Genomic DNA, 24,716 nt, shown 5'->3' on the forward strand with positions numbered 1-24,716 from the left:
GATTGATATAGTTAGGTTGGAATAAAATATTAAAGAATTAACTTTTTATTAGCTTGAGAAATAAGATTTATACTTTTGAAGAAGCGTATCAGAGCTCTCTTGATTATTTTTGCGGTGATGAATTAGCTGCAAAAGTGTTTGTTGATAAATATGCATTAAGGAGTAATAAAGGAGAATATTTTGAAGGTACCCCTGATGAAATGCATCTGCGCATAACAAGAGAAATTGTAAGAATTGAACAAAGATATCCTAATCCCATACTTACTGAAGAAAAGATTCTTAAAGCTATATCAAATTTTAAATACCTTATTCCACAGGGTGGGAGTATGTTTGGAATAGGAAATAACTATCAACTAACCTCTTTATCCAATTGTTTTGTTATTGGAAATAAGATGGATTCCTATGGTGGGATAATGAGAACTGATGAGGAGCAAATTCAGCTAATGAAACGTAGAGGAGGTGTTGGGCACGATTTATCTCACATTCGTCCAAAAGAAAGCTCTGTGAATAATTCAGCTATTACTTCAACAGGAGTAGTTCCGTTTATGGAGCGATACTCTAATTCTACACGTGAAGTGGCACAGGGTGGAAGACGTGGAGCTCTGATGTTATCACTATCTGTAAAGCACCCAGAGGTAAAATCATTCATTGATGCTAAAATGGATGAAGGGAAAATAACAGGGGCAAATATTTCAGTTAAAATAACTGATGAATTTATGAGAGCAGTTGAATCTAATGCTTCTTTTTCTCAACAGTTTCCTATTGACTCTGAAGATCCTCAAATTGTAATGGAAATAAATGCTATAGATATTTGGAATAGAATTATTCATAATGCATGGAAGTCAGCGGAGCCTGGAGTTTTATTCTGGGATACTATTTTGAGAGAGTCTATTCCTGATTGTTATGCTGATAATGGATTTGAAACGATTTCAACAAATCCTTGTGGAGAAATCCCTTTATGTTCATACGATAGTTGTCGCTTGTTAGCTATTAATTTATATTCTTATGTAAAACAACCATTTACTAAAAAAGCTGAATTTGATTTTGATTTGTTTGAGTGGCATGCAGCGTTGGCACAACGAATTATGGATAATATTGTTGATTTGGAGGTAGAGAAGATAGATGCTATTCTTGTAAAAATAGTATTTGATAATGAACCAAACGATATAAAACATACTGAACATTTACTATGGGAAAAAATTCGTCACAAAGCCTTGCTTGGAAGGAGAATAGGAATTGGTATTACTGCTGAAGGTGATATGTTAGCTGCTTTAGGTCTTTGTTATGGGACGAAAGAAGCAACTGATTTTGCAGAAAAGATTCAAAAAATTTTAGCTTTATCAGTTTATAAAGCTTCAGTAAAGTTAGCTAAAGAACGTGGTGCATTTAAAATATTCAGTTCAGAAAGGGAAAGAAATAATCCTTTTATTAATCGATTAAAAGAAGCAGATCCGCAATTAATTGAAGACATGTGTCGATTTGGTCGTAGGAATATTGCCTGTCTTACTATTGCTCCTACTGGGACAACTTCTTTAATGACACAAACAACTTCAGGTATTGAACCTGTTTTTTTGCCTGTTTATAAGCGAAGACGTAAGGTCAACCCAAATGATGTGGTAATAAAAATAGATTTTGTAGATGAAATGGGTGATTCGTGGGAAGAATATCCTGTTTTTCACCACAAGTTTGTTAGTTGGATGGAAGCACATGGTTATCCTACAATAAAAAAGTATACACAACAAGAAATAGACGATTTAATAAAAAAATCACCTTATTATAAAGCTACTTCTAACGATATTGATTGGTTGCAAAAAGTTAAAATGCAAGGGCGTATCCAAAAATGGATAGATCATTCTATTAGTGTTACAATTAACTTACCGAATGACATAAGAGAAGAATTAGTAAATCAACTGTATATTGAAGCTTGGAAATCGGGGTGTAAAGGTTGTACAGTTTATCGTGAAGGGTCTCGCAATGGTGTCTTAGTAGCTACTGCTTCAAAAGAAAAAGAATTTGAAGAAAATTTTGTATCGCCGACTATTGTAACTAGGCGCCCAAATGAATTGGAAGCTGATGTTGTAAGATTTCAGAATAATAAAGAAAAGTGGATTGCTTTTATAGGAATATTAAATAATTGTCCTTATGAAATATTTACTGGTCCTAATGATGAGGAAAATGGTATTTTCCTCCCTAAAAGTGTTTTAAAGGGTATTATTATCAAAAATTTGGATGAAAACGGAAATAGGCGTTATGATTTTCAATATGTCAATAAACGTGAATATAAAACGACGATAGAAGGGCTTTCTGCTAAATTTAATCCGGAATATTGGAATTATGCAAAACTAATTTCTGGTGTATTACGGTATGCTATGCCAGTAGAACAAGTTGTAGAGCTTGTGCAAAGTTTGCATCTTAACGATAGTTCTATCAATACTTGGAAAAGCGGTGTAGAAAGAGCATTGAAAAAGTATATAAAAATAGGTACAAAGATTAAAGGGAAAAAATGTCCAAATTGTAGTCAAGAAAATTTGGTTTACCAGGAAGGCTGTATGAGCTGTGCTCACTGTGGTTATTCTGTATGTGGATAATACCAAAGATATAAGCTGATTAATTATTTATAATTATTTTTATTTATTAAATTCAGATTTTCTTTAATATCGTTCTAAATCTAATAATTGTTTTTTAACTTTTACCCCGTAGGCATATCCCCCTAATTTCCCATTGGTATTAATTACTCTGTGACAAGGAATAATAATGGCAATAGGATTTCTGCTATTTGCTGATCCAACTGCTCGATAAGCAGTTGAAAAGCATATAGATTGTGCAAGTTGTGCATAGCTAGTTGTTTTTCCATATGGAATGTGTTGTAATTCTTTCCATACTTTTTTTTGAAATATTGTTCCGTTTATTATACTAAACGGAATATCGAAAGATTGACGTTTTTTTGAAAAGTATTCATCTAGTTGAACGCAGGTTTGTTGGATAATTGGATGATCTGGTACAAAGTTATCTAATTCTATGTTTTTACATAGAACCAAGCCTGTAAGTGTTTTTTCTTCTGCTTTTATTTCTAAACATCCAATAGATGATAAATAATGATACACTGTTTCCATACAAAAATATTAAACGATATTATTTGACAACTTAAGAAGAAAGAGCAAACAAATTTCACTATACTTATAAATGCAGTTGTAACTAAATTAATAAGAAGAATTAATGTCTTATTCTTCAATTTAGTAAAAATATCACTCAAAATTTATTGTTATTAATGCAAAAACTATATGAATAGATAATAATAGAATAGATTTTATCATTATTGTAATTCAAAAATCACATTTTTTTTTAACAAAGTTGGAAACATATATTCCAATATGAAATAAGGTTATTATCTCTAAAATAATAATTTTCATTTGTTTCCATCCAATTTGATATTGGAGAATAATAGTAAGTATCAAGAGAAGTATAGAAATACTTATTCCTATGATAGATAACGTATTAAAACTTTTTTTATCCTTAACTCCCCATTTACTGTTTTTAAAACCATAAAAGGCATATATATCATATCCTATTAATATCCAAATAATTAAAAGTATCCATGTTTTGAAAGACAAGAAAAATGTCATAGAAAAACATACAAGCATTCCTAATACAGGAATGAAAGGAACCCAAGGAGTTCGGAAAGAACGAGGAATATCTGGCATCCTTTTCCTCATAACTAGTATGCCAAAACAAACGATACTAAAAATTGTAAGCGTACCAATATTTGATAATTCACCAGCTACATTTGCTGGCACAAAAAGAGCAAATGTACTGATAGCTATCATACATAATATATTACTTTTATATGGAGTATGATACTTGGAATGTATTTCTGAAAATAATTTAGGAAGTAATCCGTCACGACTCATAGAGTAAAAAATACGACTTTGTCCTAATAGCATCACTAACATAACGGACACAAATCCAATAAGTATAGCTGGTATAATGGTATAATTTAACCATTGATAAGTACCCATTTCCCTAATAGCGACTGCTACCGGTGCGGTACCATCTTTTCCTTGAAAAACTGTATAGTTAGCTACACCTACCATTACAAAAGCGAAAAGGATATATAACACGGCACATAGTATTAAAGAACACATAATTCCAATAGGTATATTTCTTTGCGGATTTTTTGTTTCTTGAGCAGCCGTACTCACTGCATCAAAACCAACATAAGCAAAGAAAATAAGAGCAGCAGCGTGAATAACTCCACTAATTCCAAATTCACCCCATATCCCTTTATTTTTAGGAATAAAGGGATGATAGTTTTCCCATTTAATAAATTTTAGTCCTAAAATGATAAAAGTAAAAATTACAGCTACTTTTAAAAAGACAATAACGTTATTTACTTTTGAACTACTTTCTGTTCCTCGTATCAATAACAAACTTATTAAAATAATTATAAAGGCAGCAGGCAAATTAACAATTCCCCCGTCCCAAGGACCAGTTGCCCATTCTGTAGGAATATGTATTGAAAATTGTTCTAGAAGTTTTACGAGATAGCGACTCCAACTAATACTAACAATAAGTACTCCTACGGCGTATTCTAATGCTAAATTCCATCCTATTACCCATGCACCAAACTCCCCTAAAGTAGCATAAGAATAAGTATAAGCACTTCCTGCTACTGGTAACATGGAAGCAAATTCAGCGTAGCATAATCCTGCAAAACAACATGCAATTGCTGCAATTAAGAATGAAATGATAATAGAAGGTCCTGCATGATTACCTGCGGCAAGCCCAGTAATGGAAAAAACTCCTGCACCGATAACAGCTCCAAGTCCTAAAGCTATTAAACTAAAGGATCCAAATGTTTTTTTTAGTGTATTTCCTCCTTCTTCTTTTGCTTCAGAAAGCAAAACAGAAATTGGCTTCGTTTTAAAAATACTCATCAAATAATAATTTTAAATGTAAAAGTCCGCAAATATAAATAAATTTAAGCTTATTCATTGAAAGAATATTTTCTATTTTTACAAACTTTACAAAAATAATTATGATGAGTAATGCTGTGTTAGTTGGTTTGATTACTTCAGTACAAAATAAAACAAAATTGAGTGAATATCTTGATGAATTAGAATTTCTTGCTGAAACAGTAGGGATTCAATCGGTAAAGCGATTTACGCAACGATTGGACTACCCACATCCAATTAGTTTTGTTGGAAGAGGCAAGTTACAGGAAATTAAAGATTTTATAAAAAAAAATGAAGAGAATAAAATAAATGTTGTCATTTTTGATGATGAACTTACTCCCAAGCAATTACGAAATATAGAAACTCTTTTAAAAGTTAATATTATAGATAGAACAGGTTTGATTTTAGATATTTTCGCTTTTCGGGCTCAAACAGCTCATGCAAAAAAACAAGTAAGATTAGCACAATATAATTATATGCTTCCTCGTTTAACTCATTTATGGACACATCTTGAGAGACAAAGTGGAGGTGGTAGTTTTCGAATGCGTGGTCCTGGTGAAACTCAGTTAGAAACTGACCATCGTATTATTCTCAATAAAATTATTCATCTAAAAAAAGAACTTAAAGAAATTGATAAACAAAAATCAATTCAAAGAAGCAATCGTGGAAGAATGGTTCGTGTAGCTTTGGTTGGCTATACCAATGTTGGAAAATCTACACTTATGAGTTTATTAAGTAAATCTAATTTTTTTTCCGAAAATAAATTATTTGCTACTTTGGATACTACTGTTCGCAAAGTAACCATTAATAATTTAGCTTTCCTTCTTACTGATACAGTAGGATTCATACGAAAACTTCCTACCGAATTGATAAAATCATTCAAATCTACGCTTGATGAGGTGCGTGAAGCTGATTTATTGATGCATATTGTAGATATTTCTCATCCATCGTTTAAAGAACAAGTGGAAGTGGTAATTCAAACCTTGAATAAAATTAATAAAGAAGAAAAACCTTTGATGGTTATTTTTAATAAAATAGATACTTTTTCAGATAGTGAAAATGACTCAATTTTAAGAAATCGAGAAAATATTTCGTTAGACGAATTAAGAAAAGCGTGGATGGATAAATTACATAAAAAAAATTGTGTATTTATTTCGGCAAGAGAGAAACAAAACATTGAAGAATTAAGAGAAAAACTGTATAATAAAATAAAAGAAATTTATCTCCAATGTTTTCCTTGTAATAATTTCCTTTATTTAGAAAGTTAAGTAATACAGACTTTGTTAAATTAATTCTATTTTATAATTTATTTATTCGTTAATTGTCCTGTAGTGTAATGGTAGCACATCAGATTCTGATTCTGCGCGTATGGGTTCGAATCCTATCAGGACAACTCAGTTTGGAGAAACTGAGCAGTATATCCTTTTTTTGATTCTACTAATTGTTTGGGAGTTCCTGCGAATAGTATTTCTCCTCCATTTTTCCCACCTTCTGGTCCCATATCTATTATATAGTCGGAAGATTTAATTACGTCTATGTTATGCTCAATAATAATTATTGTATTTCCTTTATTTACTAGACTGTTGATTACTTCTAATAAAATTTTTATATCTTCAAAATGTAGTCCAGTAGTAGGCTCATCAAGAATATAAAGTGTTTTCCCTGTATCTTGTTTAGAAAGCTCAGTAGCTAATTTTATTCGTTGACTTTCTCCTCCTGATAGTGTAGGAGATGGTTGTCCCAAGCAAACATAACCTAATCCTACTCCTTGTAGTATTTTTATTTTATTGTTTATAAAAGGGAAACATTCGAAAAAATCTACTGCCCGATTAATAGTCATATCTAATATATCAGCAATAGATTTTCCTTTATATCGAATTTCTAGTGTTGCCCAATTATATCTTTTACCTTGACATTGTTTACAGGGGACATATATATTAGGTAAAAAATTCATTTCAATAGTTTTATATCCGCTCCCCTTGCAAATTTCGCAACGCCCTCCTTTGATATTGAAGGAGAAATGTCCTGACTTATAACCTCTTATTTTTGATTCAGGAAGTTTGCTAAAAAGATTGCGTATATCAGAGAAAATACCAGTATAAGTTGCTGGATTTGAACGAGGTGTTTTCCCAATTGGTGATTGATCCACATTAACTATCTTATCTATATTTTCTAATCCTTCTATTGATTGGTAAGATAATGGTTTTTTTAGCGAATGGTATAATTTTTGGCTAATTATAGGCTGTAAAGTTTCATTAATTAAAGTAGATTTTCCACTGCCAGATACTCCTGTTATACAGATTATTTTCCCTAAAGGGAAAATAACATCTATATTTTTTAGATTGTTACCATTTGCACCTTTTAAAAAAATATTTTTCTCATTCCCTTCTCTTCTTTTTTGATTTGGAATGAAGTTTTCTCCACTAATGTAAGAGGCTGTTAAAGTATTTGTTTTTAGTAATTCATTAGGAGTTCCTGCAAAGACAACTTCTCCCCCTAATTTCCCGGCCTTTGGACCTAAGTCAATGATATAATCTGCATTCATTATCATTTCCTTATCGTGTTCGACTACAATAATTGAATTACCTATATCTCGTAGCCTTTTTAAGGCTTTTATCAAACGAATATTATCTCTTTGATGAAGACCGATACTTGGTTCATCGAATATATAAAGTACATTTACTAATTGTGAACCAATCTGTGTTGCTAGTCTGATTCGTTGATTTTCTCCTCCTGATAATGTGGTAGAAGATCTATTTAGTGTGAGATAATCCAATCCTATATCTAAAAGAGACTGAATGCGAGTTCGTATCTCTTTTAATATTTCTGTTGCTATCTGTTTTTGTTTTTTATTCAAGTAAAGTTCTACAGTATTAACCCAGTCAAGTAATTCTGATATTTCCATTGATGCTAAATCAGCAATATTTTTCTCATTTATGCGATAATGAAGGGCTTCTTTATTTATTCGTTGCCCATTGCATTCAGGACAAATTGATGTAGTAATAAATTGAGTTGCCCACTGAATTGCTGATCGAGAAGATTCTTTTTTTTTTTGCATAAGGATGTATTTGCATATCCCTTCAAATGATGATAAGTGATAATCGGAATAAGTTGTATTGAAAGAAGAAATAGGTATTTGCTCTGTTGTTCCATTCATAATATCATCAATAGCTTCTTTTGGAAAGTCTTTTAAAGGTGTTTTTAAATCTATTTCGTATTTATTTAAAATAATTTTTAATTGATTGAAAATTAATGTATTTCGATATTTTCCTAAAGGAATAATACCTCCTTGAAAAATACTCAAATTCGGATAAGGAATAATCAGATTTTTATCTATCCTATCTATTTCCCCAATTCCTTTACATTTTGGACAAGCTCCTTGCGGAGAATTAAAAGAAAAATTATGTGGAGCAGGGTCACTATATGATAATCCTGTAGAAGGGCACATTAAATGACGACTAAAATAACTAATTTTACCTGACGCTGATTCCAATATCATCAACAACCCTCTACTATAGCGCATTGCTACATGTATGCTGTTTTTAATACGTTCTTTGTCTACGTCAGTAATTAATAATTTATCTACAACTATTTCTACAGAATGTTTTTTGTAGCGGTCAAGTCTTAGACTTGGAACGATTTCCTGTAATTTTTCATCAATTCGAACATTCAAAAATCCTTTTTGGGCTAATTTTTCAAATAATTCTTTGTAATGCCCTTTTCTATTTTTAACAATAGGAGATAATAAATAGATTTTTTCTCCATTATAACGATTTATAATCATCTCCAATATATGCTCTTCCGTATATTTAATCATTTTTTCACCGCTTATATAAGAATAAGCTTCGCCAGCTCGGGCAAAAAGTAAGCGTAAATAATCGTAAATCTCTGTTGTTGTTCCAACGGTAGAACGTGGACTGCGATTAATAGTTTTTTGTTCAATGGAAACTACTGGACCTAACCCTGTAATTCTATCTACGTCAGGACGTTCCATACTATATAGAAAGGATCGAGCATAGGTCGAAAAAGTATCTATATATCTTCGTTGTCCCTCTGCAAAAAGAGTGTCAAAAGCTAGTGAAGACTTACCGCTTCCACTTAAGCCAGTAATTACAGTAAAACAATCAAGAGGAATAGTTACATTTATGTTTTTTAGATTATGTACACGAGCACCTTGTATATCAAGGTATTTAGCATTCGCACTATTTATCATGAATAAATAACTTTCTTTCTAGCAAGAAGTGTATTTCGTATCAAAGAAATAATGGTCATTGGACCTACTCCTCCAGGTACAGGAGAAATGTACGAACATTTTGGAGCAACTTCTTTAAAAAGTACATCACCTTTTAGTTGAAATCCGGAATTAGTTTGTGTAGAAAGGATACGGGTTATACCTACATCTATTACTATAACACCATTTTTAACCATATTCCCCTTTAAAAATTCTGGTACACCCATTGCGGCAATAATAATATCAGCTTCTAAACAGTGTTTCTGAACATCATTCGTTCGGCTATGACAAACTGTTATAGTACAATCACCTGGATAAGCTTTTTTTATGAGTAAATTGGCGATTGGTTTTCCTACAATATTACTTCTCCCTAATATTACACAACGCTTACCTGATGTTTCTATTTTGTATCGTTTTAATAATTCTAAAATACCTGCTGGGGTAGCAGGTACAAAACAAGAAAGTCCAATAGCCAGTCTTCCTACATTAACAGGATGAAATCCATCTATATCTTTTCTATAATCTATGGTTTCTATTATTTTTTGCTCAGATATATGTTTAGGTAAAGGCAATTGAACAATAAAACCGTCTATATTAGTATCTTGATTTAGTTTTTTAACTGTTTCTAACAACTCAGCCTCTGCCACATTAGTTTCGTAACGAATAAGTGTAGATTGAAACCCCACTTCTCTACAGGTTCTAACTTTGTTGGCAATATAAGCTTCGCTACTACTATTATTCCCAACTAATATTGCTGCTAAATGAGGCCTTTTCTCTCCATTTCTAATAATTTGTTGTACTTCTTCATCGATTTCTAATTTAATTTGTGATGCAATGGCACGTCCATCTATTATTATCATAATTAAAATTTATGCTTTTTATATTGTAATATTTTTTGAGTTTTAAGAATGCTCATTTAAATACAAAAGAAAAGAATTTTCAAATATACTCTTTTTTATAAAAATATTGGTGATTAATAATTTGAAAATATAAAATTGAAACAGTGATAAGGTTTAGAAATTGCTTCAAGATTTTATAATTAGAATATGTATTTAGTGAGGTGTTCAAATATTTTAAGTAATATTCTATTTAAAATTATAGTAATTCGCTTGATTTATAAATATGAAAATTTCTTGGAACTTCTAAATAATGTAGATTGTAAGTCAATTTAGCAAGAGTGATGTTCGTAAGAATTTAAAAAATCATAAAAAGATGTTTTAATGAATTAATTAGAGATGTTGAAAAAAGTTGTTTAAACTTAAGTACTGCTATATCTGAATTTCAGAGTGTAATTTTAATTAAAAAAAATTACTGATTAATATAAAAACCCGTTAAATGTTGAAATCTAAAATAGATAATTTCATTCTTGATGAAGAGTATGCAATTCATCAAATAATTGTAGATATGATAGGAAGGAAGTTTTATTTAGAATAATAACAGTTCTTTTACAATGATAAAAAGATATCCTTTTGTAAAAATATTCAATTGGCACTGAATATTCTATGATATTACTTTAGTATAAAATATATAAAAAGTATATTTTTGCTCATAGATTTCATTGAAGTTTCTGGAGATACTAGGTTGAACTTTAATTGGTAATATAGTCAGAGGTCGGAAAGAAGTATACAAGATTTTGATATGGAAATATATTATACTCTGTTGCATTACAATAAACGACTAGAATATTGAATTCAATGAGCTAGCTAATAATGTTATATTACGAAATATCTGGATAAAAATTCTAAAATTTATTGCTCATATTGGTTAGGTTATTCATGTAATAAGAGAAAATCTTTTCAAGGGAAAAAGTACGTTCTCTGATGTAGTTATGGTGTAGCTTTAAAAAATGTATAGAAATGCAGTCAATAATATTACCAGCGGAATGGGTTCCCCAAGATGGAATTATACTTACTTTTCCTCATGTAAATACTGATTGGAATCCTATTTTAAGTGAAGTTGTATTTTGTTTTGTGTCTATTGTCAATGAAATTATCCAAAAAGAGAGATTAGTTATTATTTGTATTTCAATAGATGAGACAAGAGGTATATTAGGAAATAATATAGATTCTTCCAAAATTATTTTTCGTGAATTTCTTTCCAACGATAGTTGGACTCGTGATCATGGGCCTTTGTCAGTTTTTATTGGGAATAAACCATACATTTTAGATTTTGATTTTAACGGTTGGGGCTTGAAATTTCCTGCAAACTATGATAATCAGATAACTCGTCGTTTATATGAGAGTAAAGTTTTTGTTCCAACAGTAAATTACAAGAAAATAAATATGGTTTTGGAAGGTGGAAGTATTGAAAGTGATGGACACGGAACTCTCTTAACTACTACTCGCTGTCTTTTGTCTCTAAATAGAAACGGATTTATGACTCAATTTGAGTTGGAAAATACTTTCAAAGATTTTTTGGGAATTAAAAGAGTATTGTGGTTAAATAATGGGTATCTTTCTGGGGATGATACTGACACCCATATAGATACTTTGGCAAGATTTTGTAATAGAGAAACTATTGCTTACGTAAAATGTACGAATAAAAATGATGAACATTTTGAAGAACTTTCTTTAATGGAAAAAGAATTAGCTACGTTTCGAACGTTGGAAGGTTTTCCATATCGATTGGTTCCATTGCCGATGGCAGAAGCTGTTTACTATCAGGGGAAACGCTTACCTGCTACTTATGCTAATTTTTTAATAATTAATAACGCGGTCTTAATGCCTATTTATAATTCTTATTTGGATAAAGTAGCTCGAATATCCTTACAAGAAGTTTTTTTTGACAGAGAGATTATTGAAGTAAATTGTTTAGCATTGATTAAACAGTATGGAAGTTTGCACTGTATGACGATGCAGGTACCCAAAGGATTCCTTTCATGCAATTAAAATTGTCTTATAATTATTGTAAATGAAGTTTACGACACTAAAATTAGGACTAATACAACAGTCAAATACTTCTGATATTCAGGAAAATATGTATAAGTTGATTACTAATATTCGATGGTGTACTGCTAGAAGAGCTCAGTTGGTTGTACTACCTGAGTTACATAATAGTTTGTATTTTTGTCAAACAGAAAATATAAAGGCTTTTGATATAAGTGAAACCATCCCTGGGTATTCTACAAGATTGTTTGGTAAATTAGCACAAGAGCTTGGAATTGTTTTGATTTTATCTTTGTTTGAAAAAAGAGCATTGGGTTTGTATCATAATACGGCTGTTATTATAGAAAAGGATGGAAGTATTGCTGGAAAATATCGTAAAATGCATATTCCTGATGAGCCTGCTTATTATGAGAAATTTTATTTCTCCCCAGGTGATCTGGGGTTTCAACCTATACAAACATCTCTTGGGAAGCTTGGTGTACTAATATGTTGGGATCAGTGGTATCCTGAAGCTGCCCGTTTAATGACATTAAACGGAGCAGATATTTTAATTTATCCTACAGCTATTGGGTATGAAAGTTTTGATGTAGATGAGGAAAAAAGAAAACAAAAAAATGCATGGGTAATTTCACAGCAGGCACATGCTATTCATAATGGATTACCTGTTGTAGCTGTCAATCGTGTTGGACATGAAAATGACCCTTCTGGGAGAACAGATGGAATTTTATTCTGGGGAAATAGTTTTGCTTGTGGAGCTCAAGGTGAAATAATTGTTCAGGCTTCTGATATACACGAATCAAATTTAATCGTTGATATAAATTTTAACAAACAAGAAGAAATTCGTCGTATATGGCCTTTTTTAAGAGATCGTCGTATAGATGCTTATGAAAATATAACTCGGCGATTTATAGATTAGTATAGCGATTATTTCTTAAAAATAAGTTTATATTGTGTTATGGAGTTGGATTTAAGCTCACAGATTGTATTAGAACATATTCCAGATAGATATTATTGGCCACAAAGTGAATTTGAACATTCGGTAATTACTTGTTTAGAAAAATTACCTGTTAGAATTTATAAATCTAAAAAAGAACTTTCTTTGTATATATGTACAGAGATTGCTGCTGCAATACGGGAAAGACGAATAACAAACAAACTAATAGTAATAGCTGTACAAAGTGAATTGTCCTTACAGACAATCTATCAAGAATTGGTTCGTATGTACCGGGAGGAAGGATTGAGTTTTCAGAATGTTATCCTTTTTAATCTTTATGAATATTATCCTTTGCATACATATTTTAATAGCAGTTTTGATTTTTTGAAAAAAACTTTAATTGATCACATCAATATTCCTGTGCAGCAAATTTATACTCCTAATGGACGAATAGGGAAAGAAAGTATTTTAAATCATTGCCGCCAATACGAAGAAGTTATTGAAAAAGTTGGAGGTATAGATTTTATGTTATTAAGTCTTGGGAAAAGTGGCAATATTGGTATTAATATGTTGGGTTCGAGTGCTAATTCTTCTACTCGTTTAGTTGTACTTGATACATTGTCAAAAAAAGAAGCTGCTGAAGGTATTTTTGGTACTGTCAATAATGTACCAATAGGTGCTATTACTATGGGGTTAGCAACTATTTTGAGAGCAAAACGAATAGTAATGGTTGCTTCTGGAGAAGAAAAAGCTAATAGTGTCTATAATTTTGTTGAAGGGAATGAATCTGATACTATTGCTTCTTATCTTTGCAATCATTTGAATATTTGTCTTCATATAGATAAAAATGCTGCAAATCGATTGACTCGAATTCGTCGGCCATGGTTGGTTACTAATTGTGAATGGAGTAATAAATTAATTCGGCGTGCTATTGTACATTTGTGTAGAAAAATAGAAAAACCTATTTTAAAGCTTACCAATAAAGATTATCAAAACAATCATTTAGAAGGATTACTTTCGATTTATAATTCAGCTTATAATGTCAATATCCGTGTTTTTAATGATTTGCAACACACAATCACTGGATGGCCTGGTGGAAAGCCATGTACTAATGATACTAACCGTCCTGAAAAGGTACTCCCCTACCCCAAGAAAGTGGTAATATTCAGTCCTCACCCTGATGATGACATTATTTCTATGGGTGGAACTTTTCGTCGATTACTTGAACAAAATCATGATGTATATGTAGTTTATGAAACATCAGGCAATATTGCCGTGAATGATGAGGATGTAATACAATGCATTTCTTTATTCGAAGATACACGGAAGCAATATGATCCTAATAACATAGTTTTGAGAGAAAAGTATAACAGTATTATTCGTTTTCTTTTATATAACAAAAAAGTAGGTGAGTTAGATATTCCAGATGTCCTTTTTGTAAAAGGACATATACGTCGTCAAGAAGCTATTACAGCTTGTCGATATATAGGATTAAATGCCGATAAAATCTGTTTTTTAGATTTACCATTTTATGAAACAGGTCAAATGAGAAAGAATCCTTTTTCGGAAAAAGATAGGAACTTAGTTATAGATTACTTATGTGAATTGCAACCTGACCGAATATTTGTTGCTGGCGATCTCGCCGACCCTCATGGAACACATAAAATTTGTTTAGACATAATATTATCGGCTATTAATGAATTAAAGGGTGAAAAATGGTTAAATAATTGCAGGATTTGGATGTATCGTGGAGCTTGGCAAGAATGGGAAATAGAAGACATAGAAATGGCTGTTCCTATTTCTCCTGAAGAGTTGAGATTCAAGCGAAATGCTATTCTTTGGCATCGGTCTCAAATGGAACATTCTCCGTTTCTTGGTAATGACGAGAGGCTATTTTGGCAACGTAGTGAAGATCGTAATCGTGCTACTGCTGAGTTGTATAAACAATTAGGATTGGCAAATTACGAAGCAATAGAAGCTTTCGTGGAATATAGATTAATACAATAATCATTCGACTACTTTCATAGTTGATAGTTCACTTCATAAATAGTCCAACTATTGAGAAAAGGTTTTTTTTACAATTTGTTTTATGTAAAAAACTATATCATAGCAGATTTCCTAATCTCTCTTTTTTGATACGATAAATAATGATTGTTCTCTAACAAAAAACACAAATTTATAATTATACAAATAGCTAAAAAGAACGAAAAAGGTAAATAAAATACATACTTTCATTTACCTTTGTTGTTTCAAAATATAATTCTTAATTATTTATGTCAGAACATAAAAGACCTCTTATATTTATTACTAATGATGATGGTATCTATGCAAAAGGATTGAATGAACTGATAAAAGGGTTCTGTGATATGGGAGAAATTGTGGTTATTGCACCTGAGGGGGCTCGGTCTGGGATGTCAGGAGCTATTACTTCTTTAAATCCAATTCGTGTAGATTTATTACAAAAAGAGAAAAATTTAACGATATATAGTTGTTCTGGGACACCTGTAGATTGTGTCAAATTAGGACTTAACGCTATTGTAGATAGAAAACCAAATTTATTAGTTGCAGGTATTAATCATGGTTCTAATGCTGCTGTTTGTGTCATTTATTCCGGTACTATTGGTGCTACATTGGAGGGATGTATTACAGGTATTCCTTCTTTTGGAGTGTCACTAACAGATCATTCTCCTAATGCAGATTTTACACAAGCAGTAAAATACGGAAAATTGATAGCTAAGAAGGTATTATTAGAAGGATTACCTAAGGGTGTTTGCTTAAATTTGAATGTTCCTAGTACTTCTGATGTGAAAGGGTTAAAAATTTGTACGCAAACAAAAGGAAATTGGGAACAAGAGATTGAAAAATTAAGAGATCCTTACGATAGAGTTATTTATTGGTTAGGTGGTAAATTTTCTAATGAAGAACCTGATAATATTTGTTGCGATGAATGGGCATTGTCAATGGGGTATGCTGCTTTAGTCCCCATACAAGTAGATATGACTGCATATTATTTCTATGAATTATGGAAAGAGAAGTGGGGTTTTGAACTGAGTTAAACATTTAAATGTTGCTCTAGCTTTTTTTATTTTCTTTTGTTTAATTGGACATAATGATTTATTTTAATAAAAAAATAAGCGTAATAGTAGTTTTTTTATTGAAAAATTGATGTTTGTATATATACTGATAGAAACTATTTTTATTTATATAGATTAATTAATTTAAAAAATTAAGATTATGAAGAAGATTGAGGCAATCATTCGTAAGACAAGATTTGATGAAGTAAAAGAAGCTTTGTTAGAGGCGGATATTGAATGGTTTTCTTATTTGGATGTAAGAGGTGTTGGAAAGGCTCGTCAAGAGAGAATTTATCGGGGAGTTGTTTATGATACAAGTTCTATTGAACGAATTCAAATTGATCTCGTTGTTCGAGACATAAATGTAGAAAAAGCCATTAAAGCAATTGAAAAGTCTGCCTATACGGGAGAGGTAGGTGATGGACGTATTTTTGTTTCGACTATGGATGATGCGTATAGTATACGTACTGGTGAACATGGGGATGAAACCTTATATACTAATAAATAAATTAAAATTGATTGTATTATGGAAGTATCACAATTGAACACTGGAAATACTGCTTGGATGATAGTAGCAACTCTTTTAGTTATGCTAATGACAGTTCCTGGATTGGCTCTATTTTATGGAGGGCTAGTTCGTCAGAAAAATGTACTGAGTGTTATTATGCAGTGTCTTATTTTAACAGCAACAGTTAGTATTCTTTGGTTTGCATTTGGATATAGTTGGGTATTTGGGACTTCGTTTGCCAAGCAAGGTAGCCCTTTTTGCTTCATTATGGGAGGATTTGATAAAGTCTTTTTAAAAGGTATTGGATTAGATACTTTGATAGATACAAATGTTCCTGAAATTATTTTTGCATTGTTTCAATGTATGTTTGCTGTTATTACACCAGCTTTAATTATTGGTGCTTTTGCGGAACGTGTAAAATTTTCTGGTTTTTTAGTCTTCGCAATTGTTTGGTCGATTTTTGTTTATAATCCTATGGCTCATTGGGTATGGGGTGGTGGGTGGATAGGTGAAAAAGGTATTGGAGCTATTGACTTTGCTGGAGGTACAGTTGTACATATCAATGCAGGAATTACAGCTTTGATTATGGCAATTATGGTAGGTAAAAGAAAAAATCATAAACATGGAATAACACCACCACCACATAACATTCCATTTGTATTTTTAGGTACTGCTCTTTTATGGTTAGGTTGGTTTGGTTTCAATGCAGGAAGTGGGTTAGCAGCTAATGGACTTGCAGCAAACGCTTTTCTTGTAACTCATTTCGCTACAGCTGTAGCTGTAGTAGTTTGGATGGCTATAGATTGGATACGAGAAAAGAAGCCAACTGTTGTTGGAGTATGTACAGGGGCAGTTGCTGGTTTGGTAGCTATTACACCTGCTGCTGGAACAGTAGATTTATTGGGAGCTTTTTTTATTGGAGCAATTTCTTCTCTTGTTTGTTTTTTTATGGTTGCTTTAGTTAAATCCAAGTTAAAATATGATGATGCTTTAGATGCTTTTGGTGTACATGGGATAGGAGGTATAGTTGGTTCTATCCTTACTGGCGTGTTTGCAACGAAGATGATTAGCGGTTCCAATGGTGTAGAGGGAGCTTTGTATGGGGATTGGCACCAATTAGGGGTACAAATTGTAGCAACTATAGTTTCAATTGTGTATAGTGCAATAATGACAACTATAATATTTTGTATTGTAGATAAAATTGTAGGTATAAGAGTGTCTTTGCGAATAGAAGAAGAAGGGCTTGACATTTATGAACACGGAGAAACAGCGTATAATTAGTACGAAAAACTTGTGTAAAATTAAAAGAGGAGCAGTTTCAATAATTACTCCTCTTTTAATTTTCAATCATCAATAACGTCAATTTGTGCAAATTTTAAGAGCAATTGTTTGATTCCAGCTTGTTCAAACTTTACAGTTACTTTGGTATTATCATCCTCTCCTGTTAAAGCAATAACTTTTCCTTTACCAAAACGTTTGTGCTTAATTTTATTTCCAACTCTTAAATTTTCAGTAATCTGATGGTGATAAGTATTTGAGAAAATTTCACCTTTTGAAGGTGGAAATTCTCTAGAATTGATATAAAAATGAGACTTTAAAGGTGATGATAAATATTGTTCATCTATGTCTTTGAGAAATCGACTGGGTAGTCTGTTATGAAATTGTCCATTTTGAAAACGACTTTTAGCATAGGTTAAAATAATATTTTCTTTTGCACGAGTAATTGCTACATAGAATAAACGACGTTCTTCTTCTATTTCTTGTTCTTGCGAATTTTGCTTATTTCTTTCAGATGGGAATAACCCTTCTTCTAGTCCTACAACAAAAACATTTTTAAATTCCAAGCCTTTTGATGCATGAATAGTCATCATTGTTACAGAATTAGCATTTTCGTATTTATCTGTATCTTGGTCTGTAAGCAAAGATATTTCTGCAAGAAAATCATTTATTTTAATATTTGTATTTCCTTCTTCTGTACGAGAAAAAACAAATGTGGATAAACTATTTATTAATTCTTCTATGTTTTGAATACGACTTATGTTTTCTAGAGTTTTATCTTCATGAAGTTCCCCAAGTAACCCAGTTTCTTTAACAATTATTTGACCCATATCATAAGCATTTTGAGTAGAAGATTTTTTTACAAAAAAATCTATAAGTAGTCGAAATTTTATTAATTTTTTGACAGTTGCAGTATTAATTTTTAGATTGAAATCTAATAAATTAGAAAGTATTTCCCACAAATTTTTTTTGTTAAAATTGGCTGCTTCAATAATTTTATTTATTGTAGTATTACCAATACCTCGAACTGGATAATTGATAATTCTTTTAATAGCCTCCTCATCTGCTGGATTAGAAACTAATCTCATATATGCAATTATGTTCTTGATTTCTTTACGTTGATAAAAAGATAAACCTCCATATATTTTGTAAGGTATATTTATTTTACGCAAAGCTTCTTCAAAGATTCGGCTTTGTGCATTAGTTCGGTATAAAATAACAAAGTCTTTATATTCATACTTGTTTAACATACGCATTTCTGCAATGCGGGTTGCCACCGTATATCCTTCTTCATAGTCGGAATAAATACCAAATAATTTAATTTTTTCACCTACTGTTTTTCTGGAATAAATGTTTTTTGGTATTTGTTCTTTATTTTTATAAATAAGCGAATTAGCTGCACTGACAATAGTTTGTGTAGAACGATAATTTTGCTCCAGTTTAAATAGTTTACTTTCTGGATATATTTTTTTAAAATTTAATATGTTACTAATATTTGCTCCACGAAAAGAATAAATGCTTTGAGCATCGTCTCCTACTACACATATTGGACGGTTTTTTGTAGCTAATTGCCGAATGATTTCATGTTGAGCAAAGTTTGTATCTTGGTATTCGTCTACTAAAATAAATTTAAACTGATTTCGATACTTTTGGACAATTTCCTTGCATTTATTGAAAAGCAAATAAGTATAAAGCAGTAGATCTTCAAAATCCATAGCATTTGCTGTTTTGCAACGATTACTGTAAGTTAGATAAATATTACGGATGTCTATCGAAGTATAATTATTTGTATACTGTTTAGAGGTAATTAAAGCATTTTTTGCTTTTGAAATAACATTTTGAATAAAAACAGGTTTATATATTTTATCGTCTAGTGTTTTTTCTTTAATAATAGCTTTGATGATGTTTTTAGAATCTTGTTTGTCGTAAACTGTAAAATCAGAATGAAATCCTATTTGTTTTGCTTCTATCCTAAGTATTCTGGAAAAAATAGAATGAAAAGTCCCCATCCATAATAAATTAGTAATATTCTCTCCTATAATACCAGCAACACGAGTTTTCATTTCTCTTGCAGCTTTATTAGTGAATGTCAGAGCTAGTATATTATAAGGAGGGACACCGTTTTTTAATAAATGGGCAATTTTGTAAGTAAGTACTCGCGTTTTTCCCGATCCAGCTCCAGCAATAATTAGGCTTGGTCCATCATTGTAAAGAACTGCTTCAAGTTGACTTTCACTGAGTTGTTGAAGAAAATCTGATGTTTGTAACACTTCTCTCCTACTCTATTTTAATTCTACGATAGAACGCACATGTGCAACTACTTCTATCTCTACTAAAGCATTTTTTGGTAAAGTTTTTACTGCAATAGTCGAACGTGCTGGATAAGGGGGTGTAAAATATTTAGCATATATTTCATTCATTGTTGCAAAATCCGATATATCAGATAAAAAAACGGTTGTTTTGATAATATCACTTAATACCAAATTTACCTCATTCAATACTGCTTCTATGTTTTTAAAAATTTGCTCAATTTGTTCAGCTATAGAATCTGAGATAAATTCTCCTGTTTCTGGATTAATTCCTAATTGTCCAGAGAGGAAAACAAAATCTCCACTTTTTATTGCTTGTGAATAAGAACCAATAGATACTGGAGCTTTTTTAGTAGAGATAGATTGTTTCATAAACTTCTACTTTAGAAATGTTTTTTTTACAAAAATAATAAAAAATATTAACTTGTGTCATTTTTAATATCTGTATTTGTATGTTGAATGGAAAAAAGATTGTATTAGGAATTACTGGAAGTATAGCAGCCTATAAAGCCGCCTATCTTGTTCGTATATTGATAAAGAAAGGAGCGGAGGTTCAGATTATAATGACTCCTGCAGGAAAAGAATTTATTACTCCAGTTACTTTGTCAGCTTTAACACAAAAGCCTGTAGTAAGTGATTTTTTTACTGCGAATGAAGGAACATGGAGTAATCATGTTGTTTTAGGATTATGGGCTGATGTTATGTTAATAGCACCAGCTACAGCTTCTACTATTGGAAAAATGGTAAATGGAATAGCTGATAATATGCTTATAACTACCTATTTATCCATGAGGGCTCCTGTATTTGTAGCACCGGCTATGGATTTAAATATGTTTGCTCACCCATCAACACAATCCAATCTTGATAAGTTACAATCGTACGGAAATTATATTATTTCTCCTACGGTTGGTTATTTGGCAAGTTCTTTAAAAGGTAAAGGAAGAATGGAAGAGCCAGATTTAATTGTGAAAATTGTTGAGCATTTTTTTGAGAAAAAAAGACAATTAATAGGAAAAAAAATATTAATAACTGCTGGTCCTACTTATGAAAAAATAGATCCAGTACGTTATATAAGTAATTATTCTTCTGGGAAAATGGGGTTTGCTTTAGCAGAGGAGTGTGCTGCTAGAGAAGCAGAGGTGATTTTGATAAGTGGTCCTGTACAATTGAAGCCTATTCATCCAAATATATTTAAAATTAATGTTGAATCGGCGGAAGAGATGTATAATATTACGTTAAACAGATTTTTGGAGATAGACATAGGAATACTTTGTGCTTCGGTTGCAGATTATAAACCTTTACACTATTCAAAAAACAAAATTAAACGTAAAACAGAGAAATTGTTTTCATTGGAATTAATATCCAATCCAGATATTGCTTTTGCTTTAGGAAAAATAAAAAAGCCAGAGCAAGTATTAGTTGGTTTTGCTTTGGAAACAGACAATGAATTATCTAATGCAACAGAAAAGTTACAACAAAAAAAAATGGATTTTATCATTTTAAATTCTCTAAGAGAAAAAGGTGCTGGGTTTCAAACAGATACTAATAAAATAACAATTATTGATATTCAGGGAAAACAGGAAGAGTTTTCCTTGAAATCAAAAACAGAGGTAGCGGTAGATATAGTTAACTATATCTACCGCTACCTCTGTAGGAAAAGACTTAGTAATATGAAAAATTGCTAATGGTGTTATGGGAATAATGAACTATTACTTCGATTAGATTCTATAAAAATATCTTGGATATAGAGAGCTGATAAATTTACTGGTGTGGTGTATTAAATATGTAATTAAGAAAGAAAACTTTCATGGATTCAGGATTAGTTTTTCAATTTTTAATTTTGATAATTATGATTGTTAATACAGCTCTATTAATAAAACATAATTTCGGTTCTCAAGATTATGTTTTACAAAAATTTATTGAATATGAGAAAAAATTTGATAAAAATGATGGAACACTTCGTGATGAATTTAGCAGAAATAGGGATGAAAATAACAAATCAGCTAAAGATACTAGAGAAGAATTGTCTTTGTCATTAAAATCATTTGAAGAGAAATTTTGTGCAAAAATTGATTCTTTGACGAAAGAGACAAATATTATTTTTGAAAAAAACAGGGAAACGATGGAGAATAAATTGACAGAAATACAAGAAAATAATAGTATAAAGCTCCGAGAAATACGGGAAACTGTTGATGAAAAACTGCATAATACATTAGAAAAGAGACTGTCGGAATCATCTAAAATATTGAGTGATAATTTTGGTAAAATACAAAGGAAATTAGGAGAAATGCAAAATTTGGCTAGTGGTGTTGATTATTTAAAAAAAGTATTACTAAATGTTAAAACAAAAGGTGTACTTGGAGAATATCAACTTGCTGCAATACTTGATCAACTTTTTGACTCTAGTCAGTACGCAAAAAATGTAAGAACAAAAATTGGGAGTAAAGAAAATGTCGAGTTTGCAATAAAAATACCTAGTAAAGAGGATAATAACAAATTTATTTTGTTACCTATTGATTCAAAATTTCCAACTGTAGATTATGAAAATCTTATATCTGCATATGAATCCAATGATTTACAAGGAATTGAACGTTTTAAAAAAGATTTAGAAACTAAAATAAAAAAATTTGCGAAAAATATTCACGAAAGATACATAGATCCTCCAAATACAACTGATTTTGCAATAATGTTTTTACCTTTTGAGGGGTTATATGCGGAAGTATTACGTATACCTAATCTTTTTCAAAGTATACATACAAACTTTAAAATTACGATTACTGGTCCTACTACTATATCAGCTTTTCTTAATAGTCTTCAAATGGGATTCAAAAGTTTAGCTGTTGAAAAAAGAACAAGTGAGATATGGGATTTATTGGGATTTGTAAAGGCTCAGTTTGGGAAATTTGTCGAAGGGATAGAAGCTACTAGAAAGAAACTTGATAGTGCGAGTAAAGAATTGGAGGAAACAGGGAATAAGTCGCGTAAAATTGAAAAAAAATTAAAAGATGTACAATTGTTTCCTGGATCTGACTCACAAAAATTATCAAAAAATTTGAACATTGAATATGAGGAGGTATAAAAATATAAAAATATAAAAATATAAAAAACGCTAGAGAATAGATTTGTTTTAATTCCAAATTGGAATCGAAACATTATACAAAAATTTCAATAACCTTTATATGATTTATTCTAATGTTATTGAACGAGAATTTAATTTTTTTAAAAAAAAAAGCATAAGTTTTTCATTTACGAAGATCGATATTAAATTATTGTATGGGTTATCAAGTAAAAACGAGTAAGAATATTTAACTTAGAACAAACTGACTTATCGATTGTTTAAACAATTTGAGTACGAAAATGCTATTTTCATTACTGATATTTAGGGAGATATTAGGGAATTAATTTCCGGTTGTTTTTTAGAAATGGATTAATTAGAAATTGAAACATAAAAGAAGATTTTCTAAAAATATATTTGAAAGCTCATCTATAACAAGAGTATACTTTAATATTTAGTTTTTTTTCTAAAAATCCATGCCATTACAGGTAAAACTGATTCTGAGAAATTTTCTAAGTATTTATTTATCAGTCATCTAAATAAAAAAATAAAAGAAATAACTCAATTATTCAGTAGTTTTGAAATTAACATATATCTAATAAAAGATGCTAAATATTTTTTAAGATGAAAGAATGTGAAATGATATTTGGTATACATGCCGTCATAGAAGCTATACAAGCTGGTAAAAAAATAGATAAAATTTTGATACGTCGGAATTTACAAAGTAAATTATCCCATAAACTATTTAATATTTTAAAAATAAAAAAAATAAATATTCCTATTTGTAAAGTTCCTCGTGAAAAATTAGACCGATTAACTAGTAAAAATCATCAAGGATTGATTGCTTTTGTTTCAACTATTACTTACCAAAAGTTATGGGATATTGCTCCGTTTTTATATAAAGGAGAAAAAAAACCGCTTTTATTATTATTAGATAGAATAACTGATGTACGTAATTTTGGAGCTATTGCTCGTAGTTGTGAATGTGCAGGAGTAAATGCAATTGTTATCCCATTTGCTAATAGTGTTTCAGTTAATGCTGATTCTATAAAAACTTCTTCTGGAGCATTAATGTCGCTACATGTTTGTCGTGAGAAAAATATTTTGGATGCTGTTAAATTTTTAAAACTATGTGGCTATAAAGTTTATGCATCTACTGAGAAAGCCATAACTCCGTATACAGAAGTTAATTATACTCATTCGACAGCTATTGTGGTAGGAAATGAAAATAAAGGAATTTCATTAGATGTTTTATCTATTTGTGATCAATTAATAAAAATTCCTGTTTTTGGAAGTATTACATCATTAAATGTGTCGGCTGCTACAGCAGTAATTCTATATGAAATAGTTAGACAAAGGATTAAAAGCTCAATTACTTAAGTATAATGAAACCGGAAAATTGTATCAATACTGTTTTAACTATTTAGAATTAATTGGAAGTATTTAGTTATACACTTAGGTAGATTAAACAGGACTTACAGTTTTATTGA

The 24,716-nt window shown here is 30.7% G+C and carries 17 protein-coding genes and 1 tRNA gene; 12 read left to right on the forward strand and 6 right to left on the reverse strand.

Annotation, left to right across the window (positions count from 1 at the left end):
- Nucleotides 1–53 precede the first annotated feature (53 nt).
- On the forward strand, nucleotides 54–2,588 hold the full coding sequence (locus ACZ5QM_RS03105; protein WP_464182576.1) for an adenosylcobalamin-dependent ribonucleoside-diphosphate reductase: 2,535 nt from the start codon (nucleotides 54–56) through the stop codon (nucleotides 2,586–2,588).
- 63 nt (nucleotides 2,589–2,651) lie between these two features.
- Here the strand turns inward: ACZ5QM_RS03105 and ACZ5QM_RS03110 are convergent, their stop codons facing one another.
- The gene (locus tag ACZ5QM_RS03110; RefSeq protein ID WP_464182578.1) at nucleotides 2,652–3,113 is read right to left on the reverse strand and encodes a methylated-DNA--[protein]-cysteine S-methyltransferase; all 462 of its coding nucleotides are present in this window, start codon (nucleotides 3,111–3,113) and stop codon (nucleotides 2,652–2,654) included.
- Between the two features lie 210 nt (nucleotides 3,114–3,323).
- Complete coding sequence (locus ACZ5QM_RS03115; protein WP_464182579.1) at nucleotides 3,324–4,934, reverse strand: amino acid permease; 1,611 nt, start codon at nucleotides 4,932–4,934, stop codon at nucleotides 3,324–3,326.
- A 101-nt stretch (nucleotides 4,935–5,035) separates the two neighbouring features.
- Between ACZ5QM_RS03115 and hflX the strand changes: the two genes are divergently transcribed.
- The gene (gene hflX, locus ACZ5QM_RS03120; protein WP_464182580.1) at nucleotides 5,036–6,220 is read left to right on the forward strand and encodes a GTPase HflX; all 1,185 of its coding nucleotides are present in this window, start codon (nucleotides 5,036–5,038) and stop codon (nucleotides 6,218–6,220) included.
- Between the two features lie 54 nt (nucleotides 6,221–6,274).
- Nucleotides 6,275–6,345: transfer RNA gene (locus ACZ5QM_RS03125), tRNA-Gln, on the forward strand.
- On the opposite strand, the gene uvrA is transcribed toward ACZ5QM_RS03125, so the two are convergent.
- Both uvrA and folD read right to left on the reverse strand, forming a co-directional pair.
- Nucleotides 6,337–9,165 carry an excinuclease ABC subunit UvrA gene (gene uvrA, locus ACZ5QM_RS03130; protein WP_464182581.1) on the reverse strand — a complete coding sequence of 943 codons (2,829 nt, stop codon included), beginning with the start codon at nucleotides 9,163–9,165 and terminating at the stop codon, nucleotides 6,337–6,339. The two genes, ACZ5QM_RS03125 and uvrA, sit on opposite strands and share 9 nt — an antisense overlap.
- Nucleotides 9,162–10,043 carry a bifunctional methylenetetrahydrofolate dehydrogenase/methenyltetrahydrofolate cyclohydrolase FolD gene (folD, locus tag ACZ5QM_RS03135; RefSeq protein ID WP_464182583.1) on the reverse strand — a complete coding sequence of 294 codons (882 nt, stop codon included), beginning with the start codon at nucleotides 10,041–10,043 and terminating at the stop codon, nucleotides 9,162–9,164. Before folD ends, uvrA begins: the two co-directional genes overlap by 4 nt.
- Before the next feature lie 996 nt (nucleotides 10,044–11,039).
- Between folD and ACZ5QM_RS03140 the strand changes: the two genes are divergently transcribed.
- The 6 genes from ACZ5QM_RS03140 (at nucleotide 11,040) to ACZ5QM_RS03165 (ending at nucleotide 17,865) form a co-directional block, all read left to right on the forward strand.
- On the forward strand, nucleotides 11,040–12,071 hold the full coding sequence (locus tag ACZ5QM_RS03140) for an agmatine deiminase family protein (RefSeq protein WP_464182584.1): 1,032 nt from the start codon (nucleotides 11,040–11,042) through the stop codon (nucleotides 12,069–12,071).
- A gap of 22 nt (nucleotides 12,072–12,093) precedes the next feature.
- The gene (locus ACZ5QM_RS03145; protein ID WP_464182586.1) at nucleotides 12,094–12,984 is read left to right on the forward strand and encodes a carbon-nitrogen hydrolase; all 891 of its coding nucleotides are present in this window, start codon (nucleotides 12,094–12,096) and stop codon (nucleotides 12,982–12,984) included.
- A gap of 39 nt (nucleotides 12,985–13,023) precedes the next feature.
- Complete coding sequence (locus ACZ5QM_RS03150; RefSeq protein WP_464182587.1) at nucleotides 13,024–15,009, forward strand: glucosamine-6-phosphate deaminase; 1,986 nt, start codon at nucleotides 13,024–13,026, stop codon at nucleotides 15,007–15,009.
- 266 nt (nucleotides 15,010–15,275) lie between these two features.
- Complete coding sequence (gene surE, locus ACZ5QM_RS03155) at nucleotides 15,276–16,058, forward strand: 5'/3'-nucleotidase SurE (protein WP_464182588.1); 783 nt, start codon at nucleotides 15,276–15,278, stop codon at nucleotides 16,056–16,058.
- 178 nt (nucleotides 16,059–16,236) lie between these two features.
- Nucleotides 16,237–16,584, forward strand: coding sequence for a P-II family nitrogen regulator (locus ACZ5QM_RS03160; RefSeq protein ID WP_464182589.1), 348 nt, complete (start codon nucleotides 16,237–16,239; stop codon nucleotides 16,582–16,584).
- An 18-nt stretch (nucleotides 16,585–16,602) separates the two neighbouring features.
- A complete protein-coding gene (locus tag ACZ5QM_RS03165; protein WP_464182591.1) occupies nucleotides 16,603–17,865 on the forward strand; it encodes an ammonium transporter in 1,263 nt (420 codons plus the stop codon).
- Nucleotides 17,866–17,927: 62 nt separating this feature from the next.
- Here ACZ5QM_RS03165 and ACZ5QM_RS03170 read toward each other — a convergent pair whose 3' ends face one another.
- Together ACZ5QM_RS03170 and ACZ5QM_RS03175 are read right to left on the reverse strand one after the other, a co-directional pair.
- Nucleotides 17,928–20,132 carry an ATP-dependent helicase gene (locus ACZ5QM_RS03170; RefSeq protein WP_464182592.1) on the reverse strand — a complete coding sequence of 735 codons (2,205 nt, stop codon included), beginning with the start codon at nucleotides 20,130–20,132 and terminating at the stop codon, nucleotides 17,928–17,930.
- 12 nt (nucleotides 20,133–20,144) lie between these two features.
- On the reverse strand, nucleotides 20,145–20,543 hold the full coding sequence (locus ACZ5QM_RS03175; RefSeq protein WP_464182594.1) for a RidA family protein: 399 nt from the start codon (nucleotides 20,541–20,543) through the stop codon (nucleotides 20,145–20,147).
- An 80-nt stretch (nucleotides 20,544–20,623) separates the two neighbouring features.
- On the opposite strand from ACZ5QM_RS03175, the gene coaBC reads away from it, so the two are divergent.
- The 3 genes from coaBC to rlmB all read left to right on the forward strand — a co-directional run bounded on the left by coaBC (nucleotide 20,624) and on the right by rlmB (nucleotide 24,606).
- A complete protein-coding gene (gene coaBC / locus ACZ5QM_RS03180) occupies nucleotides 20,624–21,856 on the forward strand; it encodes a bifunctional phosphopantothenoylcysteine decarboxylase/phosphopantothenate--cysteine ligase CoaBC (protein ID WP_464182595.1) in 1,233 nt (410 codons plus the stop codon).
- A gap of 122 nt (nucleotides 21,857–21,978) precedes the next feature.
- On the forward strand, nucleotides 21,979–23,250 hold the full coding sequence (locus ACZ5QM_RS03185; protein WP_464182597.1) for a DNA recombination protein RmuC: 1,272 nt from the start codon (nucleotides 21,979–21,981) through the stop codon (nucleotides 23,248–23,250).
- 600 nt (nucleotides 23,251–23,850) lie between these two features.
- Nucleotides 23,851–24,606 carry a 23S rRNA (guanosine(2251)-2'-O)-methyltransferase RlmB gene (rlmB, locus tag ACZ5QM_RS03190; RefSeq protein ID WP_464182599.1) on the forward strand — a complete coding sequence of 252 codons (756 nt, stop codon included), beginning with the start codon at nucleotides 23,851–23,853 and terminating at the stop codon, nucleotides 24,604–24,606.
- The last annotated feature ends 110 nt before the right edge of the window (nucleotides 24,607–24,716 follow it).

It is taken from the genome of Azobacteroides sp. (SeqCode), assembly GCF_055395615.1.

Bases quoted from the DNA above. Each gene is read 5' to 3' on its own strand.
- ACZ5QM_RS03110 (WP_464182578.1), bottom strand. From the start codon at position 3,113: ATGGAAACAGTGTATCATTATTTATCATCTATTGGATGTTTAGAAATA.
- ACZ5QM_RS03115 (WP_464182579.1), bottom strand. From the start codon at position 4,934: ATGAGTATTTTTAAAACGAAGCCAATTTCTGTTTTGCTTTCTGAAGCA.
- hflX (WP_464182580.1), top strand. From the start codon at position 5,036: ATGATGAGTAATGCTGTGTTAGTTGGTTTGATTACTTCAGTACAAAAT.
- uvrA (WP_464182581.1), bottom strand. From the start codon at position 9,165: ATGATAAATAGTGCGAATGCTAAATACCTTGATATACAAGGTGCTCGT.
- folD (WP_464182583.1), bottom strand. From the start codon at position 10,043: ATGATAATAATAGATGGACGTGCCATTGCATCACAAATTAAATTAGAA.
- ACZ5QM_RS03140 (WP_464182584.1), top strand. From the start codon at position 11,040: ATGCAGTCAATAATATTACCAGCGGAATGGGTTCCCCAAGATGGAATT.
- ACZ5QM_RS03145 (WP_464182586.1), top strand. From the start codon at position 12,094: ATGAAGTTTACGACACTAAAATTAGGACTAATACAACAGTCAAATACT.
- ACZ5QM_RS03150 (WP_464182587.1), top strand. From the start codon at position 13,024: ATGGAGTTGGATTTAAGCTCACAGATTGTATTAGAACATATTCCAGAT.
- surE (WP_464182588.1), top strand. From the start codon at position 15,276: ATGTCAGAACATAAAAGACCTCTTATATTTATTACTAATGATGATGGT.
- ACZ5QM_RS03160 (WP_464182589.1), top strand. From the start codon at position 16,237: ATGAAGAAGATTGAGGCAATCATTCGTAAGACAAGATTTGATGAAGTA.
- ACZ5QM_RS03165 (WP_464182591.1), top strand. From the start codon at position 16,603: ATGGAAGTATCACAATTGAACACTGGAAATACTGCTTGGATGATAGTA.
- ACZ5QM_RS03175 (WP_464182594.1), bottom strand. From the start codon at position 20,543: ATGAAACAATCTATCTCTACTAAAAAAGCTCCAGTATCTATTGGTTCT.
- coaBC (WP_464182595.1), top strand. From the start codon at position 20,624: ATGTTGAATGGAAAAAAGATTGTATTAGGAATTACTGGAAGTATAGCA.
- ACZ5QM_RS03185 (WP_464182597.1), top strand. From the start codon at position 21,979: ATGGATTCAGGATTAGTTTTTCAATTTTTAATTTTGATAATTATGATT.
- rlmB (WP_464182599.1), top strand. From the start codon at position 23,851: ATGAAAGAATGTGAAATGATATTTGGTATACATGCCGTCATAGAAGCT.